Source organism: Enterococcus sp. AZ048 (genome assembly GCF_051715125.1).
In the GTDB taxonomy this organism is placed as follows: domain Bacteria; phylum Bacillota; class Bacilli; order Lactobacillales; family Enterococcaceae; genus Enterococcus_A; species Enterococcus_A gilvus.
On the sequence record NZ_JBIOTD010000002.1, the window covers coordinates 841519 to 859098 of the forward strand.

The following is a 17580-nucleotide window of genomic DNA, read 5'->3' on the forward strand; positions in this document are numbered from 1 at the left end:
TATTATGAGCGGTTTTTCCCCTTCATAATAATTGTCTCAGCTATTTTCTACATCTCGTTATTAAAAATACTAATATTTTTTTAGTAACTACTTTTGACAATTTTATCTACCTGCTGACATCATCGCTTAATCTAAGTTTTCACCGTTGGAAGCGATGACTTGCTTGTACCACTCGAAAGATTTTTTACGACTACGTTTCAACGTGCCCTTGCCTTCATTATCCCGATCAACATAAATGAAACCATAGCGTTTTTTCATTTCGCCTGTGCCTGCTGATACTAAATCGATACAGCCCCAAGAAGTGTAACCCATCAGGTCGACACCATCTTCTTCAACAGCATTTTTCATTGCCTGAAGATGGGCTTTCAAATAAGAGATTCGATAATCATCGTTAATGGTACCATCATCCATCACTTCATCGACAGCACCTAACCCATTCTCCACGATAAATAATGGCTTTTGATAGCGATCAAACAAGTCATTCATTGTAATTCGTAAACCTAGAGGATCAATTTGCCAGCCCCACTCTGACGTTTCCAAATATGGATTTTTAATAGTTGGAAAAAGATTCCCTGCTGTTTTTTCAACCCCAGAATTCTCATCCGCAGCTACTCGAGAAGCATAATAAGAAAAAGAAATAAAATCCACTGTATTGTCTTTCAATATATCTGAATCACCGGCTTCCATTTCGATGACTACACCCTTATGTTCTAATTCTTTTAGGGCATATGGCGGGTAAGCACCCCTCGACTGCACATCGATCAAGAAGTAATTGCCGCGATTTCCTTTCACTGATTCCCAGACATCTTTAGGGTTGCAACTATACGGATAGTAACTACCAGCAGCTAACATACAGCCTACTTGATTTTCTGGATCCACTTCATGGGCAATTTTCGTAGCTAGTGCACTGGCTACTAACTCATGGTGGGCTGCTTGATACTTTACTTGCTCTTGATTTTCGCCTTCTTCAAAAACTAAACCGGCTCCTAAGAACGGTGCATGTAAAATCATATTGATTTCATTGAAAGTCAACCAATATTTTACTAACCCCTTATAACGATCAAATAATACTCGTACCAATTTTTCATAAAAATCAATCATTTTACGATTTCGCCAGCCACCGTACTCCTTGATCAAGTGAATAGGACAATCAAAATGAGTGATCGTTACTAGTGGCTCGATCCCATATTTATGACACTCTTTAAATAAGTCCTCATAAAATTTAAGCCCCTCTTCATTTGGCTGTTCTTCATCACCGTTAGGAAAAATCCGCGTCCAACCAATCGATAAACGATAGGTTTTAAAACCCATTTCGCCAAATAACGCAATGTCTTCTTTATAGTGATGGTACATGTCGATGGCCTCTTTTGCTGGATAAAAATAGCCATCTTCAAAGGCTAACATTTTTCTTTGACCGGTGATCACCTTGCGACGATCAGCTCCAGTAGGGATCACATCGACATTCGCTAAGCCTCGCTGCCCCTCATTGTAACCACCCTCACATTGATTGGCTGCGGTAGCGCCACCCCATAAAAAATCTTTTCTAAAACTCATGAACTTCCTCCTAGTTTCCTTCGTCTAATTTTTTAGCTCATAATCCGAATGACTTGTGCACCAAAATCAATGGCACCTTCATTAGCTGTAAGAATGTCGCCAACTTCTTGAGAATTCGTAATAACAACTGGTGTAATGACTTTATAGCCCTTTTCTTGAATTCCATCTAAATCAAACGTGATCAATTCATCGCCAACGGTAATTTTTTGACCCTTTTCAACATGATATTCATAGCCTTCTCCGTTTAATTGAACCGTATCAATCCCAACATGAATCAAGATTTCTAACCCATCATCACTAGTGATACCAATGGCGTGCTTTGAATCAAACAAAGCAGACACTACTCCATCAACTGGCGAAACGACTTTTCCTTCTTCTGGTTGAATCGCTACCCCTTGACCTAAAATTTCTTCAGAAAACATGCCATCATCAACCATTTTCAATGACTTTAATTGCCCTTTAATTGGTGCCACAATTTGTGCGCCATTGATATTAACTGTTTTATCTTTAGCCAATTCTTGCTCTAATTCTTTTGTTTCTTCTTCCACTTCTACGGTGTCCCGATACAAAATCAAAGTGGCAATAAATGTAATTACAATACTAATCCCAGCACCAATACAAGCACTAATAAAATAGCGCAAAGTATTGTCACCGATATAACTTGGTAAAGTTAATAAACCTGGTGAACCACCTGAAAAGTTGCGAACTCGCATGATTCCCATGAATAGACCGCCGACGCCGCCGCCAATCATAGCCGCATACAAAGGTGTTTTGAATCTCAAATTGACCCCATATAAAGCCGGTTCAGTAATTCCAAAAAGTCCGGTTAAACCAGCAGAAAATGCTAACTGTTTGATGGCAGAATCTTTTGATTTCACACCCACGCCAATTGCTGCTGCCCCTTGGCTGACGTTTGATGCCAACATTCCCGGATAAATTACCGTGTCAAAGCCTGTAGTCATTCGATTATTAATTCCAATCGGAACTAAACCATAATGAGTTCCTGTAGCAACAAACAGTGGTGTCAAAGTCCCAATTAGCAATGGTACAATCCAAGGACTCACGGATTCTAATGCAGTGATTGCTGCAGAAATCCCTGAAGAAATCAAATAACCTAAAGGACCTAAGGCAACTAATGTGACGATTCCTACTACGAAAATAGTAATCAAAGGTTTACTGAAAAATTTAATTACTTTTGGTGATACACGATCAGCAATTGGTTCCACATAAGACATAAACCAAACTGCTAAAATAATCGGGATAACGGATGATGAATAACTCACTGCCGTAATTGGCAGGCCAAACAAACTAATTGAGCCCCCCGCTTCCGTTGCAGTAGTCACCATGTTGACAAAATTTGGGTGTAATAAAATCCCCCCGACCATGATTGCTAAATACATATTGGTTTTAAATTTAATGGCTGAAGAAGCCGCCAATAAAACAGGCAAGAAATAAAAGGCTGCATCTGCCATAAAGTTTAAAATCTGATAACTTTGTCCTTCTATTGACAATACATTAAAAACTACAAGAAGCGATAAGACTGCTTTTAACATCCCAGCTGCCGTAATTGCTGGCAGAATCGGTGTAAAAATACCTGTAATAGTATCGATCACTTTTGCAATTTTACTGCGATCATCTTTTCCTTCTGTCTCACTTGAATCTTCAGACAAATGAAACGCTTGATTAATTTCCTTGTAGACATTTCCCACATCACTGCCAATAATTACTTGGTACTGTCCACCTTTATTGACAACTCCCATAATTCCAGTCGTATTTTTTAAAACTTTTTCTGAAGGTTTTTTATCATCTTTCAACACAAAACGCAGACGAGTTGCGCAATGGGTAAGTGATTTGATATTTTCTTTTCCTCCGATATTTTCGACGATTATTGTAGCTAAGTCTTGGTAATTCATGGTTTTCCTCCTATTTTTTAAACTACGTATCTGCAATATTTCAATTTGAGCATAAAAAAATACCTAAATGTCCCTTTTCAGAACATTCAGGTATAGCCTGCATTATCAGTAACAATCCTATTCGGTAGTTATTCTTTTTATGTGGATAGTTAAATAAATCAATTCATCTTCTTCCAATGGTCGGCCGAATTCTTTACTCACATATTCACTAATTTTTAGTGAACAAGCATATTCCTTGGGAAAGCGTTCCTTCAAGCCAAACATGAAACTTGCTGTACCACTGTCATCCAACTTCGTGCCGTTGAACAAGCGCTGTACAAAAAATTTTAAGTGCGTAATAAAACGCTCATAATTCAGCGAATATTCATCTAAGTCTATTTTGAAGTGATACTTAATGATATTCAAGACATTTTGAATGATTTTGGTCATCTCAGAAACTTGGTTCATCTGATTCATATCTAATTCGGCATTAACGATATGAAAAGCAATAAAACCAGCTTCGTCTTCAGAAAATTTGATCCCTAAGCGTTGTTGAATAATATTAAGCGCTTCTTTTCCAATCAAAAATTCATGATTATAAAAACGTTTGATTTCCCAAAGCAGGCCATTTTTAGTTTCCATGCCTTGTTCGTAACGTTCAATTGCAAAATTAATATGATCGGTCAAAGTTAGGTTTAGATTATCACTCAACCGTTTGCCTAATGATGCTCTCGCGAAGCTGATGATTTCATTTGCCACTTGAATATACTCGATTGGGATAGAAGCAAGTAACTGGGTTAATTTATTGACGTTCCACTCTTTAGTGCTGAGATAGACTTTTTCTATCTTCGCTTCATCAATAATGTCACCAGCCTTCTTCTTAAAACCTAGGCCTTTTCCCATCACAACAATTTCTTGTTGATCAGCATTTTCAGAAATGACAATATTATTGTTGATTACTTTTGCAATGTACATATGGTTACCCTTCAAGATAAAGTTTAGGTCTAGCCCACGTAAAGCGGTAACAATCCATAAGCACATAATAGCATGATAAAAAATATTTTGTCAATTTCTGTATGAATTCTTACTTTCTTGAGTTTTTTTGATTAAATATCAGATTCGTTACTTTTCAATCATTAGCCGCATTTTTTATATAAAGTTTCTTAAAACAATTGAACCCTTTTTAACTTCTCCACTAGATTACCATAAACTGTCGTACTTAAAACTTTACCTAGCGACACCTATCTTACGACGGAGTTCTCAGAAAAACTAATTACATGGTCATAAGCTGATTGACTAGACACAAAATGTTCGGTCGAAAAGTAACACCCTCCTCTTAAAGAGAAAAAATAGAAAATCGCGGAATTCGCCAAAATTACATTTGGGGCTCAAATTTGCAGGGTTTTGAGCGGTCTTTTTTTCTAAAAGGTTGATTTATCAGCTTTTCGGGGGAATTGAGAGGGCTTTTTCGTGCAAATTTGAGAGGGATATGCAAAATTGGCGGTTTTGACGTTTTTCCGATTCGTGGCGTATGGTTGATTCATCAATTGATACGAAACCAAAGGAGACGATACGATGACTGAGGCACTTTTGACACACCGCCAACTATTTTCCATGACTCCGAAGAACCTTGAAAAGCGAATCTCGGAGCATTACTACCAAACACAAAACAGCAATTTGACGATCCAATATGCGCTGGCTTTGCGAGTCCGCTGCACGTTAGGCGCGCAAGAATTCAAGCATATTCTGCGGGATCTTATTCGCGAGCTTTTTCTGACGACCAAAGCGACGCGGACGATGAAACGATTCTTCTATTATTTCCAAGACTATTTTATGGCGCCTGAATGGCGGAGCCTGAAGCTGCGGGTATTTCCGTTGCGAAATTTTGGCGAGAAGGCGGTGACGTTAGTTCATTCCCTTATCTCGACTATCCGTCCTGATGAAACGAACGAACCTTGATGAACGTATATACTCTGTCCCCGACCTAATAAAGAAAGGAAGCGAAGAGATGAACCACAAATTAGTCGCAACATTTACCAACGAACACGGCAAACAGCACAATTGGACTTACAAAGGAATAGATACCGACCTGCCTGCGGAGACCATCAAAGAAGCCTGCGAATTATTGACCAGCTTAGACATTTTTGAACGGGACGGCGTGAAGCTTTTTGATACCGTCGTTACTTCGAAGATCGTGACGACGATCGAACACGAGATTTTTGACCGAAGTGCCGATTCTTCTGAGGAAGCGGAGGAAGTGACAGAAACGGCGTGCAGTTCTTCGAGTAAACGCGTGGAGGCTGTGGAAGTGCCTGCGTTTGTGGTAACTCACGAGAACCAGCCCGCCTTTCCGACTGTTACACTGCCAACTGTTCCTTTGCATCAGCTATCATCCAGCGAAACTTTGTCCGCATCACCTGCGGATTCCGTTAAAAATAGCCCGACAGAAGCGACGAGAGAGGCGATTTCAGCCTATCCAGCGAAGGATTCCCCGCCAAAATCGCGGAAACGGCTCCTCTCCAGTCTATTGCGGCGAGAAAAACGGCATCCTAAATAGCTCGTATCATTTAATGGCTTCCTTCAAGAACCAATCAGCTAAATTTAAATTTGGTCCAAGGTTTCAAGTAGTTAAGGAGTGCCAGTTCCTTCTCTGCAATCCGCCCAATTTTATTTTTGCGGTCATCTTTATGCGGGTTCAGAACAACCTGTAGTTCATTTTTATAGATACCAAAACGATCATTGCCGATCACGACATCTCCAAATTGAAATTCTCCATCGGCGTCGTGAGGAGGATTCGCCTCTCCCTTATAAATAACACGTGATTGCGTAGACCGGGCGACCAAAGCGTTGGTGTCCCCACGACGGAAATGCTGCATCTCACAAGCGATTTTCCATTCTAGCTCAGTCGTAGTTTCTAAAAAATCCACCTTCAGTTGAAGTTGATAACGGTCGACATCTGCCAAGGCTTTCAATTCCTCTTCCGTTGCGTACGCATTTCCGATAATGACATCATCGATCAAGCCGGTCGCAAATAATTTTTTTGCTTGTACGTCGATGGGCAGATAGCGGTCACTTTCTAAGGTAGGCAAGCCATCATTGACATTCCAAGGCCCCTGCTCCCCATGCTGACTTGCGACGAAAGCGGCCGTATGAATCCCATTCTTTTTAAAGCGTTCGCTGCATTCCAAGAAAAATTCCTCAGTTAATCCAGTGCCCACTTGCGGGTAAAAATTGTGACAACCGAATAAATAAGGTTTATTGGCTTGATAACTCAAAATATTCTCAAGATACGCCACATCATTACTCATATTCAATTCAATGATCAGCCCATAAGGATTGTAACTGATCAGTGCTTCGGTATTGCCATCAAATCCTTGATCCAAGCGAATCCCATCGACACCTAATTCTGCAAAAAAGCGTAGATCCTGATAACTGATTTTCAATTTTTCAAAAATACGGGGCGAAATATCGATGATCGTCAGATAGCCTAAATCTTTTGCAACGGCAACGATTTTAGTGAATTTCTCTTTAGTTGCAGGAATATCCTCAGCCTCGAGCATACTCATAAAGAGACGGGAATAGCCGTATTTTTTTCCAAGCTCTAAGTACTGCTTGTCCTTTGTAAAATCGCTATGGTCGGGATAAATCGAGAGTCCTAATTGTCTGAATGTCATGATTGCTCTACTCCTTCATAATAAAGTACCCCTGAAGCATTACTTCCTGTTAAAGGAATAATGGTTACTTCAGGATAGTGTTGTTTAATTGTTTGTTCAAAACTTTTTTGAACAACTAGATTGTGTGTCAAAACTGAGCCACTGATAGCGATCTTGCTTTGACTTCCTAATGACCCCGCCCGATCTAATATATCTAAAGCTTGTTCTGCTAACTGCTCTCCAGATTTTTTCATGATTGCTTGGAATGCTTCGTTTTGATCGCCGTGTTCGGCAAACTCTTTTCCATAAGCAGCCAGTTCGTTGCGGGAAAGACGATTGAACAAATGCACAGCTTCAAAAATATCCTTCACACCGATAATCGGTAAAATCAATGCCGTCAATTCCCCCACCTGTCCTCGGTCCGCCTCTTTCAACATCCCTTTAAACGCCTGCCGTACTAGATCATAGGCACTCCCTTGATCCCCTAATAACTGTCCCCAGCCGCCCGCTCGATAAGGTGTCTGATTAAAGCGTCCCAAAACGATCGAGCCTGTCCCCGCAATAACCAATAGTCCATTAGACCCTTGCAGACCTTTCAACAGTGCGAGTTCAGCATCGGAAAGCACGATAGTTGGTCGCTGTACTTTTTTTTCAATATATTCAGCAAGTTCTTTCTGATTTCCAGCGCTTTGACTACCCGCAACACCAGCTAAGATCAATTCGCACTTGTTAACTGGTAATTCTTCAAAGAGTTTATCCAAAGCAACCAAAATATTTCTCTTTGTCTGGTTAACATCAACGAAGCTGTTTCCAGGTCCGGCTGTTGTTTCGGCGATCAATTCCTTATTTGATGTATATGCTTGAGCGGTAATGTGCGTTCCGCCACTATCAATTCCAATTTTATACCGCATAAATTTTTCCTCCAAAAAACTTGACATGGAATAAGAATACGTTTACATTATATCTGAAATGAAATTTTATTTCAATAACATTGAAGAAATGAAATCGAATTTCTAAAAAGGGGAATGAGAAGAAAGATGAAGAGAAGGAGGTCAATAGATTACGGTAAGAGAGCATGGGAGGAACAAGAATGCCGATTTTTGCTAAAATTCAAGAACAAAAAGATGCTTTTTCAAAATCCGAGTTAAAAATCGCGCAATTCATTCTGGATCAACCAGAAGAAGTGTTGAAAATGACCGCGCAACAAGTGGCGACAGCGGCCAATTCAAGCAGTGCGGCAGTCATTCGTTTGTGTAAAAGATTGAAGGTATATGGATTCCCGCAACTTAAAATTGAATTATCCGCGGATTTAAGCAGCGGTGAATTAAGCCAAAAAATACAACCAGAAGTGCGAAAAAATGAGGCAATCCATTCAATCAAAGAACGATTATTACTAAACGTTCAAAGTTCATTAGCTGAAACCGTAGAAGAACTGGAAGATGCGCAAATCAGTCAACTAAGCCAATTAGTTGCTCGGACGACGCGTTTATTGGTTTTTGGCGTAGGCGCATCGAATTTAGTCGCTCAAGATATCGCCCAAAAGTGGGGAAGCATTGGAACGATCGTCAGCACGTTTAATAATCTAAACGACATCCTTCCAATAGTGGCAAATGCAAACAAGGACGATCTCTTGTGGGTCATATCGAATTCAGGCGAAACGCCAGAAGCGGTGCATGCGCTGAAGATTGCGAAAGAACAGAATGTTGCGACCATTACGATGACCAAAAAAGGCAGCAGCACGATCTCTGAACTCGGGGACATTGACATTCACACGAGTCAACCGATCGAGTTACCGGGGAAGATCGCTGCAACAGATTCGCTGATGTTACAGTTTATGGCTATTGATATTATTTTTTACGATTATGTCAGTCGATATTATGAAACCAGTATTTCCAAATTAGAGCAATCGTCAAAACTAGTGAAAAACTATAAGAAAAGTTTCTATAAAAAATAGAGAATACAGCGTTGCAAAAAAAGATGCCAGACCAACTTTTACTAGTTTAAAAACTGAAATAATTAAAATGAAAAAGGATGCCAGTCCAACTTTTCACAGTTTATCAGTTAGAGCAATCCCAATCGTTTTGCAAGCAGACAAACAGGAACCCTCCTAGTTGGATGGTATACGGCTTGAAAAGCAAACTTATTTTTCTGACAGGAAAAATAATTACATTAAAATGAAAAAGGATGCCAGTCCAACTTTTCACAGTTTATCAGTTAGAACGATCCCAATCGTTTTTCAAGCAGACAAAGAGGAACCCTCCTAGTTGGATGGTATACGGCTTGAAAAGCAAACTTATTTTTCTGACAGGAAAAATAAATACATTAAAATGAAAAAGGATGCCAGTCCAACTTTTAACAGTTTATCAGTTAGAACGATCCCAATCGTTTTTCAAGTAGACAAACAGGAACCCTCCTAGTTGGATGGTATACGGCTTGAAAAGCAAACTTATTTTTCTGATAGGAAAAATAAATACATTAAAATGAAAAAGGATGCCAGTCCAACTTTTCACAGTTTATCAGTTAGAACGATCCCAATCGCTTCTCAAGTAGACAAACAGGAACCCTCCTAGTTGGATGGTATACGGCTTGAAAAGCAAACTTATTTTTCTGACAGGAAAAATAATTACATTAAAATGAAAAAGGAGACTTACCATGGATAGATTCATGAAGATCATTGAAGAAAAACTTGTGCCGCCAATGTCTAAATTAGGGACACAACGACACCTATTAGCAATACGTAATGGGGTCGTGTCGACGTTGTCTCTCATTTTGATCGGCAGCTTCTTTCTAATTTTTGTAAATATTCCTTATAAACCAATCGCAGATTTATTGGCCCCTTACAGTGAAACCATCGCTCTCCCCTTCCGCATGACGATGGGATTAATGGCCATCTACGCAACCTTTATCATGGGATCTGACCTTGCGAAATCCTACAAGCTTGACCCGACAACCGGTGGAGTGTTGTCCTTGGGTGCCTTCTTCATGTTACAGATGCCCGTGAATGTGACCACGCCAGCAGATGCACCGTTAGGATTCGTTTTGCCAATGGCATCATTAGGTGCTTCCGGCATGTTCTCTGGTATTTTAGCAATGATTTTCTCTGTTGAAGTGTACCGTTTCTTCACCAATAAAAAAATCACGATCAAGATGCCTGAACAAGTACCACCGGCAGTCGCACGTTCTTTTGAAGCGTTGATCCCCGGAGCCGTTGTGCTGATCACGTTATGGATCATTCGTGATATCATCGGATTCGATGTGAATTCTGCACTGATGGCCATGTTCAAACCAATCACTGGTTTGCTAGGAAATAACCTGTTCGGTGCTTTACTGCCAATGTTCTTCATCCATTTATTGTGGTCATTCGGGATACACGGGATGAGTATTGTCGGGTCGGTCATCCGTCCAATTTGGCTAGTAATGCTAGATGATAATGCAAAAGCTCTTGCCTCAGGAACACCTGCGACAGAGCTGCCTTATATCGCACCGGAACAATTTTACCAATGGACAGTGACCATTGGCGGCGCAGGTGCAACGATCGTAGTTGCTGTGTTGTTCCTGTTCATTTGTCGGTCAAAATTTTTAAAAGAAGTCGGACGCTTCACCTTGATTCCCGGGATTTTCAATATCAATGAGCCGATGATGTTCGGTGCACCAATGATTCTGAATCCGTACATGTTCATCCCCTTCAATCTAGTACCGTTAGTATTAACGACGATCTCCTATTCCGCCATAAAATTCGGTCTTGTCAACGGGTTTAGCACCTACCAAGCGTGGACGCTGCCCGCTCCGATCGGTGGCTTTCTGAGTGCCGGAAACGATTGGCGCGTCGTGGTACTGATCCTGGTGAACTTACTCGTTGCGGGAATCATTTACTATCCATTTGTAAAAGCATATGACAAAAAGATGGTTCAAGACGAAATGGCGCAAGTTGAAACAAGTGCTGCTGAATAACTCGTTTTTCGAAGAAAGGATGGCGAAACTATGTATTGGTTTATCGTATTTGCATTTTTCTTAGTGGTGTTGACGATCAGTCAGTTCTCATTAAACAAGTTGGGAAAAAAAGGAGTTCGAATCCATCGTTGGATCTGGGCATTTGCTTCATTTCTAATCATGATCATTCCAAACATTTTGCTGCCTCATTTATCTGAACAAGTCAACATCTTCCTCTATGCATTGTGTGCGGTTTTCGCGGTCAATTTCATGATCGAACAAAGAAAATATGTAGAAGCGATGAACCAGCGTTTCCCCACACAATCGAAATGAAGGAATCAAATGAACCAGATGCACTGTAGACGGTCGGTAATTTGATCCTCCCTGTGATGTAACCGGTATTTAGTGAGGGTAAACTCTTACTATTTTAAGAATAAAAATCTGTTAGTTGACCTTGAAGTCTACTAACAGATTTTTTTATTTTCCTTAATTCATCCAAGCCTTTTTTGTCTGAGATTTCCTGTGTACAGCCCATCTACACAAGTTCCTACATGACGGTAACCTAACTCTGAATAATAAGTATTCAAAAACGGATTATCTTTTGCACAATCTAAGCGAACAGTCCTATGGTCTTTTTCCGCCTTCATTTCAATAAATTTCAATAGCAATTTCCCTAAACCCGGTTTATTTAATACCGTTGCAAGATGATGCACATAATAGGAGGGTTCTTTGCTGATCTTTTCCCATCTTGGGTCCTCTGTAAACAGCGCCGCAACTCCTACTATTGTCCCTTCTGATCTTGATCTGAGTACAAATAGTTTCCCTTGTTTTACGAGTTTATAGAAGTAGGATTGAGGGTATACATCGAAGTATTTGGTTTCGTTCCACTGATGGATCTCTTCCCTGTTCATCCACTCAATTCTGTCTTCAATTATTTTAACTATGCCAGCAACATCTACTTCTAAGGCCTTCTCAAAATAATAATCCATGATATCATCCTCTGTTCTAAAATATTCGGCAATTATAGCCTCATTTTTTACATTCAAACGCTCTTTGCTTCCTGCTATTTCAGTAGTGATCATTCCATAATACCACTATTTTAAAGAAAACAATTAGGTTTTTTTGGAGGAAATCAATTGATGACAAATAAAAAATCCACTCAACTATTTTTGAGTGGATTCTTTCATATCCGTCGCAGTCAACGAATGAGATTTGCTAAATTTTTGGTGTCCTGCCTCAATCGATCGCCTTGTTTACACTTTTCTATACCGTCTTAACCCAACGATATTGAGTAGTGTAAAGCCAACAATAAACACGACAAGCATTCCCAGATCCAAGGAGATCTCCGACCAGCCTTGGCCCTTGATCATGATAGCCGTCAGTGCTTCTCCTGCATAGCGCAAAGGGAAAATATAGGCAATATTTCTTACCCAAGAGGCCATACTGTCTAAAGGAATCAAGCCTGAGAAAAATACTTGCGGAATCACAACTAATGGGATGAATTGCACCATTTGAAATTCTGAATTCGCAAAGGTGGATACGAAGATGCCCATTGACAATGCGGCGAGTGCGGTCAATACGTTCGTTACGAGCACCCACATCAAACTGCCTGCTATTTGCAAGTCTAGTAGATAGATTGAATAAAAGACAATGAGTAATGTTTGCAAGATGGCAAATATCCCGTAGCCAGTCAGATAGCCTAGGACGATTTCGCTTCGCTTAACAGGTGTCGCCAGCAGACGCTCTAATGTGCCTGAAGTTCTTTCTCGCAATAAGGCAATTCCTGAAATTAAGAAGACAAAGAAGAAGACGAAAAAGCCAATCAAGATAGGAAAAATTTTATCAAAGAACGAGCTGTCTGCCTCACCGTAAACATAGGCGTTCTTTATTGAGAAATTCTCGATCTGCACACTCTGCCCCGTCTCCATGGCAAGCTTTTGCACATCGGTGCTTAGTTCCTTTAGTTTATTGGTGGTCAAAATATTTTGAAATAAGGCTTTTACTTTAGCAGTATTGCTGGGATCTTCATTTTCATAGGAAATATGGAAGGTCGACTTGTCTAACGTGATAAAGGCGTCTAAGTTATCTTTTTGCATTTTTTCTTTGATGTTGTCTGAATGATCGTAAGTCTTCACTTTTACCTCGTCGGAAGGAAAGCTGTCTACTAATGCACGAGGAATCGTCTTATCAACGCCCACCTTTACATGGGTCTCGGCATTTGTATCAAACACCACATTCATCAAACTTAAAACAATGATCGGGGCAATCAGCATCAGGGCTAACGTGCGTTTGTCCCGAATCAGCTCCTTGACTACTCGTGTCACCATGGCTCGGAAACGAATCATCGTACACGCACCTCGGCTTTCAAGAATACTTCCTCGATACTTTCAGCATGGAACGCTTTCTTTAGCTCACTAGGTGTACCCAGAGCAAACAGCTTCCCATCGATGATCAACCCTACATAATCGCATTTTTCAGCTTCATCCATGACATGCGTCGTCACGATGATCGCTTTTTGGTCCTCTGCCAATGCCCGTAATTGTTCCCAGATGGTGACCCGCAAGCTAGGATCGATCCCTACCGTTGGTTCATCCAGAATGATCAGATCGGGATTGGCTAATAAGGTGATCGCTAACGAAAGGCGTCGCTTCATTCCCCCTGAATACGTTTTTACCGGTTTATCCATAAAGGGCATCAAATTGACCAATTCCATCCTTTTTGTCATGGCGTCTTCTAGAGCTGATCCTGTGAGTCCCATCAAGTTTCCGAAAAAAACTAGATTCTCCTTTGCGGTCAGCTCTTCATAAAGTGCATCGCTTTGCCCCATATAGCCGACGCGCCCTAAGACCTTACGATCAGGCATCCTGTTGCCGAAAATTTCCGCGGAGCCTTGATCCAGTTTTTCCATTCCCATCAAGCATTTGATCGTGGTTGTTTTTCCTGCACCGCTGGGACCTATCAACCCTAAAATGGTTCCAGAATCGAGTTCGATAGTTACGTTGTCTAGCACGGTTCTTTTATCAAATGAAATGGACGCATTCGTCATGTTGGCTACGATACGTTTCTCTTTTGGCATGCACGCTCACTCCTTGATTATTAATGGACATCGTGTCTATTATCTAGTACTCTTCGTAGTATAGAATAATTTAAAAAAACAGCAAGCATTTTGAATACTTAATGGACACTTAAAAAAAATTGATTACTTATTCAAAAGGAGACACCCATGGAAAAAGAAAAAGACATTCGCTTTTATAAAACAAGAGAGCGAATCAACGACGCAATGATCCGTTTATTGAAAGAAAAAAGCTTCGATCAAATCACGGTCAAAAACATCTGCGACTATGCTGAAATCAGCCGCAGCGGGTTTTATTTACATTATTTAGATAAATACGATCTAGTAGAAAAACACCAAATAGAACTAATCACTCAGGCGAATACACTCCTGGAAAGTGCTTCGCAAACCCATCTAACGAAGGAAACATTGATGCTGCACATGCTAAATTACTTGAAAAACGAGGGACAATTAGTGGCTCTGTTGATTTCTGATCACGGGTCCTCCGAAATACAAGCGCAAGTAAAAGCAGTTATAAAAAAGAACACGATGGAAAATGGCCTCTCCCATATCAATATTCAACTGGAATCCGAAATTGAAAAAGAATACTTTGTCGCATTCTTTAGTAACGCCTTATTTGGCGTGTTACAGGAATGGATCAATAACGGTCAGAGAGAGACCCCAGAATACTTGGTTCATATGATCAATAAAATCATTACGTTTGATTTGGTCTGATAACATGAAAGCCACTACCTGCGACTGTAGATTAGCAGGTAGTGGCTCATTTTTTTATGCGACGTAAGGAGGTTCCGTTTCACACCCCTGTTGAATTTCAGGCTGCTTCCTTGATTGATTTTTATAGACTGGCTTCCAGCCATTCTTGATAAACACTCAATTGTTCTGGTGTGTTAAAAAATGTTCCCCAGCTTCAAAAATCGTCACTTCACTTTTTGTAGCTTCAGAAAATGTCTCCAGAGTCTTTCTTGAGGTCAGAAAATCTTTTGCGCCATATAAAATCTTGGTTGGGGCTGTCCATTCGATGGGATGCTCGACGACGTAAGAATAATACGCCCAATCCAATGTTTTATCTGGTGTCACGATCCTTTTTTCTCGTTTCAAATCCTCAGGAGTCACTTGAGACCATAACATCATGTTTTCAATCAATTCCTTCATATCAACGATCGGTGATAGTAAAAAGCTCTGATCAATCTTCATATTTTGGCAGGCCAACATGCCAAAGTACGCCCCAATACTGCATCCAAATAGCGACAAGCAGTCTGCTTGCTCTTTTAATTCAACCAGAATTTTATTCACATCGGCTACAACGTTTTTCGGATTCAACGTATCCGTCTCCTGTTTACGTTCCCCATGCTCCGGCAAATCAAAACTCCAGACTTGATAGCCTTTTTTTGCGGCATATTCTGCTAAAAGCTGAATCACGGTATCCTCTTTGTGGGATTGGTCTCCATGAAATGCGAGAATCACTTTCTTACTTGCCTTCCCCCAACAAGTAACTGGAATCCCTTGAATCTTTTTTTGATCCTGTTTCATTTGTTCTCCTCCGAAATTTTTTTGTTAATGAGTTTCTCTCAACAGAATCCAAAATAGATTTTGAATTCTATCTATTTATTCTGCTTAATTTTCAGTACCTTGTGATTGTTCTGATTTTATTCTATAGTTAAATAGTACAAAAACACATTCCGGTTGGTAGTCCGGGAGCACAGCAAAACTGTGTCAGTAACCTTCCCTCCAGGTCGTCCCGTACAATCTATAAAAAGGAGGGGTCATCATGAATTTAACAATATATTTTGATGGCAGCTTTTGGTGCGGATTGGTGGAATATCAGGAACAAGGAAAAATGCAGGTGTTACGGCATATTTTTGGACCTGAACCCAAAGATTCGGAAGTTTTGGCATTCGTTAACACGTCTTTATTGTCAGAGCTAGCGCAAGTGCCTTTTGTTACGATTGATACTGAGAAAGTAGCCGTTCGAAGGATCAATCCAAAGAGAATGAAACGGTTAGTAAACAAAGAAAAAGTGAAACCCGTTTTTTCTACGAAGGCTCAGGAGGCGTTTAAAAAAGCTCAGGAAATCAAGAAACAAGAGCGGAGATCAACATCAAAGGCAAATAAAAAAGCGGATCAGAATCTAAGATTTCAAATGAAGCAGTATAAAAAGCTTCAAAAGAAAAAAGGACATTGATCACTATCAATTAGAATAAAACAGATTGTGACCGCAAAACGAACTAGTTCATCTGGTTCTTTTTTTTCTGCAATTGTTCATGATTTCTATGCTATAGACCTATACTTAGGAGCTTTTTCATACTGGCAATCTTCCGTTTGCTGACTTTCTACCTTGCTATCATCTACCATTCTCTGTATAATTTTCATTATTAATTCAGAAGGGGATTACAATTTGAAATTAGATATGGTTGGTATTGTTACTAAAAACATGGAACAAGCAATAAAATTCTATGAAACGCTAGGATTTACAGCTCAAGGCACATCGAGTGACGACTATGTGGAACTCAACAACAAAGGTGTTAGAATTTCACTTAATACAAGTAAAATGGTCTCTGGAATCTATGGCTATGATCCAGATAAAGTAGGCGATAAGATTGAATTAGCCTTTTTATGCGATTCTCCTAAAGAGGTTGATGAGCTTCATAACAAAATTGTAAAATCAGGGTATGAATCTTTTAAGGAACCGTGGGATGCCTTTTGGGGGCAAAGATACGCCATTGTCAAAGATATTGATGGTCATTTACTAAGCATTTTTTCAAATCTTCCGACTAAATAATTTATTACTTTAAGCTTGCTCTGCAAGCTTTTTTATTTTTCAAAAAAGTCATTGATTGCCCCACCTACAAGACTATTCCTCACTCCTCCATTACTGTAGAGAGATCCCCTCAAAAAAAGCCGTTAGTTCCTGTTAGATTATTGGTTGCGGCTTATAAAATGTTGTCAATCCTTCTATTGCATTAAAAGAGTAATTGTCATTCAATGTAAAAAAAGCAACTACTTCCTCATCTTGAATGACCAAGGAAGTAGCTGCATCTAAGCTCATAATGTTACATGAAAAATTCTGGCAACTAGAAATACGATCAATTGAGATACGGTCCATCTTTCGATTAACCATTCTATTTTTCCTTTTTTAGTTCATTTTTCTTACACTATTCTGTATTTTTTTTCATTTAATCTTTTATCCTTAAGAAAAGAGGAACATTATCGATTACCAGAGGAGATGAAATTTACGATTATAGATAAGGAATAAGAAGTAGCTATCATTTTTCAGACGTATATTCACTGAAAAAAACCCGTCAATGATTGCTTCATCAACGGGTAAGAGCTTATATGCAAAAACCTACATTTCCTAATGCAGCATTAACTAGACCAGGTTCGAAGGGCATAATATCAGCTTTGCAAAACCAAAATGTTTTCCTATTCAAGTGTAGTCTAGTTTTTGCATATTTTTTTCACAAAAATGTAAAATCTTCCC

The 17580-nt window shown here is 39.8% G+C and carries 17 protein-coding genes; 8 read left to right on the forward strand and 9 right to left on the reverse strand.

Annotation, left to right across the window (positions count from 1 at the left end; all coding sequences use genetic code 11):
• Positions 1-126: 126 nt before the first annotated feature.
• The 3 genes from IGI66_RS17755 to licT all read right to left on the reverse strand — a co-directional run bounded on the left by IGI66_RS17755 (position 127) and on the right by licT (position 4421).
• The gene (locus IGI66_RS17755) at positions 127-1554 is read right to left on the reverse strand and encodes a 6-phospho-beta-glucosidase (RefSeq protein WP_086305320.1); all 1428 of its coding nucleotides are present in this window, start codon (positions 1552-1554) and stop codon (positions 127-129) included.
• A 32-nt stretch (positions 1555-1586) separates the two neighbouring features.
• Entirely contained in the window at positions 1587-3467 is a 1881-nt protein-coding gene (locus IGI66_RS17760) for a beta-glucoside-specific PTS transporter subunit IIABC (protein WP_438849796.1), read from the reverse strand.
• A gap of 117 nt (positions 3468-3584) precedes the next feature.
• A complete protein-coding gene (gene licT, locus IGI66_RS17765) occupies positions 3585-4421 on the reverse strand; it encodes a BglG family transcription antiterminator LicT (protein ID WP_044926647.1) in 837 nt (278 codons plus the stop codon).
• Between the two features lie 600 nt (positions 4422-5021).
• On the opposite strand from licT, the gene IGI66_RS17770 reads away from it, so the two are divergent.
• Positions 5022-5405, forward strand: coding sequence for a hypothetical protein (locus IGI66_RS17770; RefSeq protein WP_438849797.1), 384 nt, complete (start codon positions 5022-5024; stop codon positions 5403-5405).
• Positions 5406-5454: 49 nt separating this feature from the next.
• Positions 5455-6003, forward strand: a complete 549-nt coding sequence (locus IGI66_RS17775; RefSeq protein ID WP_438849798.1) for a DUF2922 family protein — start codon at positions 5455-5457, stop codon at positions 6001-6003.
• Between the two features lie 34 nt (positions 6004-6037).
• On the opposite strand, the gene IGI66_RS17780 is transcribed toward IGI66_RS17775, so the two are convergent.
• A complete protein-coding gene (locus tag IGI66_RS17780) occupies positions 6038-7120 on the reverse strand; it encodes a DUF871 domain-containing protein (protein WP_438849799.1) in 1083 nt (360 codons plus the stop codon).
• A complete protein-coding gene (locus IGI66_RS17785) occupies positions 7117-8010 on the reverse strand; it encodes an N-acetylglucosamine kinase (protein ID WP_438849800.1) in 894 nt (297 codons plus the stop codon). The genes IGI66_RS17780 and IGI66_RS17785 overlap by 4 nt, the downstream gene beginning before the upstream one ends.
• 179 nt (positions 8011-8189) lie before the next feature.
• Between IGI66_RS17785 and IGI66_RS17790 the strand changes: the two genes are divergently transcribed.
• The 3 genes from IGI66_RS17790 to IGI66_RS17800 all read left to right on the forward strand — a co-directional run bounded on the left by IGI66_RS17790 (position 8190) and on the right by IGI66_RS17800 (position 11362).
• Positions 8190-9053, forward strand: coding sequence for a MurR/RpiR family transcriptional regulator (locus IGI66_RS17790; protein ID WP_438849801.1), 864 nt, complete (start codon positions 8190-8192; stop codon positions 9051-9053).
• Positions 9054-9751: 698 nt separating this feature from the next.
• Positions 9752-11050, forward strand: a complete 1299-nt coding sequence (locus IGI66_RS17795; RefSeq protein ID WP_010778827.1) for a PTS sugar transporter subunit IIC — start codon at positions 9752-9754, stop codon at positions 11048-11050.
• 30 nt (positions 11051-11080) lie between these two features.
• On the forward strand, positions 11081-11362 hold the full coding sequence (locus tag IGI66_RS17800) for a diacylglycerol kinase (protein WP_438849802.1): 282 nt from the start codon (positions 11081-11083) through the stop codon (positions 11360-11362).
• Positions 11363-11520: 158 nt separating this feature from the next.
• Here the strand turns inward: IGI66_RS17800 and IGI66_RS17805 are convergent, their stop codons facing one another.
• The 3 genes from IGI66_RS17805 to IGI66_RS17815 form a co-directional block, all read right to left on the reverse strand.
• Entirely contained in the window at positions 11521-12111 is a 591-nt protein-coding gene (locus IGI66_RS17805) for a GNAT family N-acetyltransferase (protein ID WP_438849803.1), read from the reverse strand.
• Between the two features lie 171 nt (positions 12112-12282).
• Entirely contained in the window at positions 12283-13374 is a 1092-nt protein-coding gene (locus tag IGI66_RS17810) for an ABC transporter permease (protein ID WP_438849804.1), read from the reverse strand.
• Complete coding sequence (locus IGI66_RS17815) at positions 13371-14105, reverse strand: ABC transporter ATP-binding protein (protein ID WP_438849805.1); 735 nt, start codon at positions 14103-14105, stop codon at positions 13371-13373. Before IGI66_RS17815 ends, IGI66_RS17810 begins: the two co-directional genes overlap by 4 nt.
• Before the next feature lie 147 nt (positions 14106-14252).
• On the opposite strand from IGI66_RS17815, the gene IGI66_RS17820 reads away from it, so the two are divergent.
• The gene (locus IGI66_RS17820; RefSeq protein ID WP_438849806.1) at positions 14253-14816 is read left to right on the forward strand and encodes a TetR/AcrR family transcriptional regulator; all 564 of its coding nucleotides are present in this window, start codon (positions 14253-14255) and stop codon (positions 14814-14816) included.
• A gap of 156 nt (positions 14817-14972) precedes the next feature.
• On the opposite strand, the gene IGI66_RS17825 is transcribed toward IGI66_RS17820, so the two are convergent.
• On the reverse strand, positions 14973-15632 hold the full coding sequence (locus tag IGI66_RS17825; RefSeq protein WP_438849807.1) for an alpha/beta hydrolase: 660 nt from the start codon (positions 15630-15632) through the stop codon (positions 14973-14975).
• 238 nt (positions 15633-15870) lie between these two features.
• On the opposite strand from IGI66_RS17825, the gene IGI66_RS17830 reads away from it, so the two are divergent.
• Together IGI66_RS17830 and IGI66_RS17835 are read left to right on the forward strand one after the other, a co-directional pair.
• Positions 15871-16284 (forward strand): YjdF family protein, encoded by a 414-nt coding sequence (locus IGI66_RS17830; protein WP_438849808.1) that lies wholly within the window; start codon positions 15871-15873, stop codon positions 16282-16284.
• A gap of 213 nt (positions 16285-16497) precedes the next feature.
• On the forward strand, positions 16498-16881 hold the full coding sequence (locus IGI66_RS17835) for a VOC family protein (RefSeq protein WP_438849809.1): 384 nt from the start codon (positions 16498-16500) through the stop codon (positions 16879-16881).
• Positions 16882-17580 lie beyond the last annotated feature (699 nt).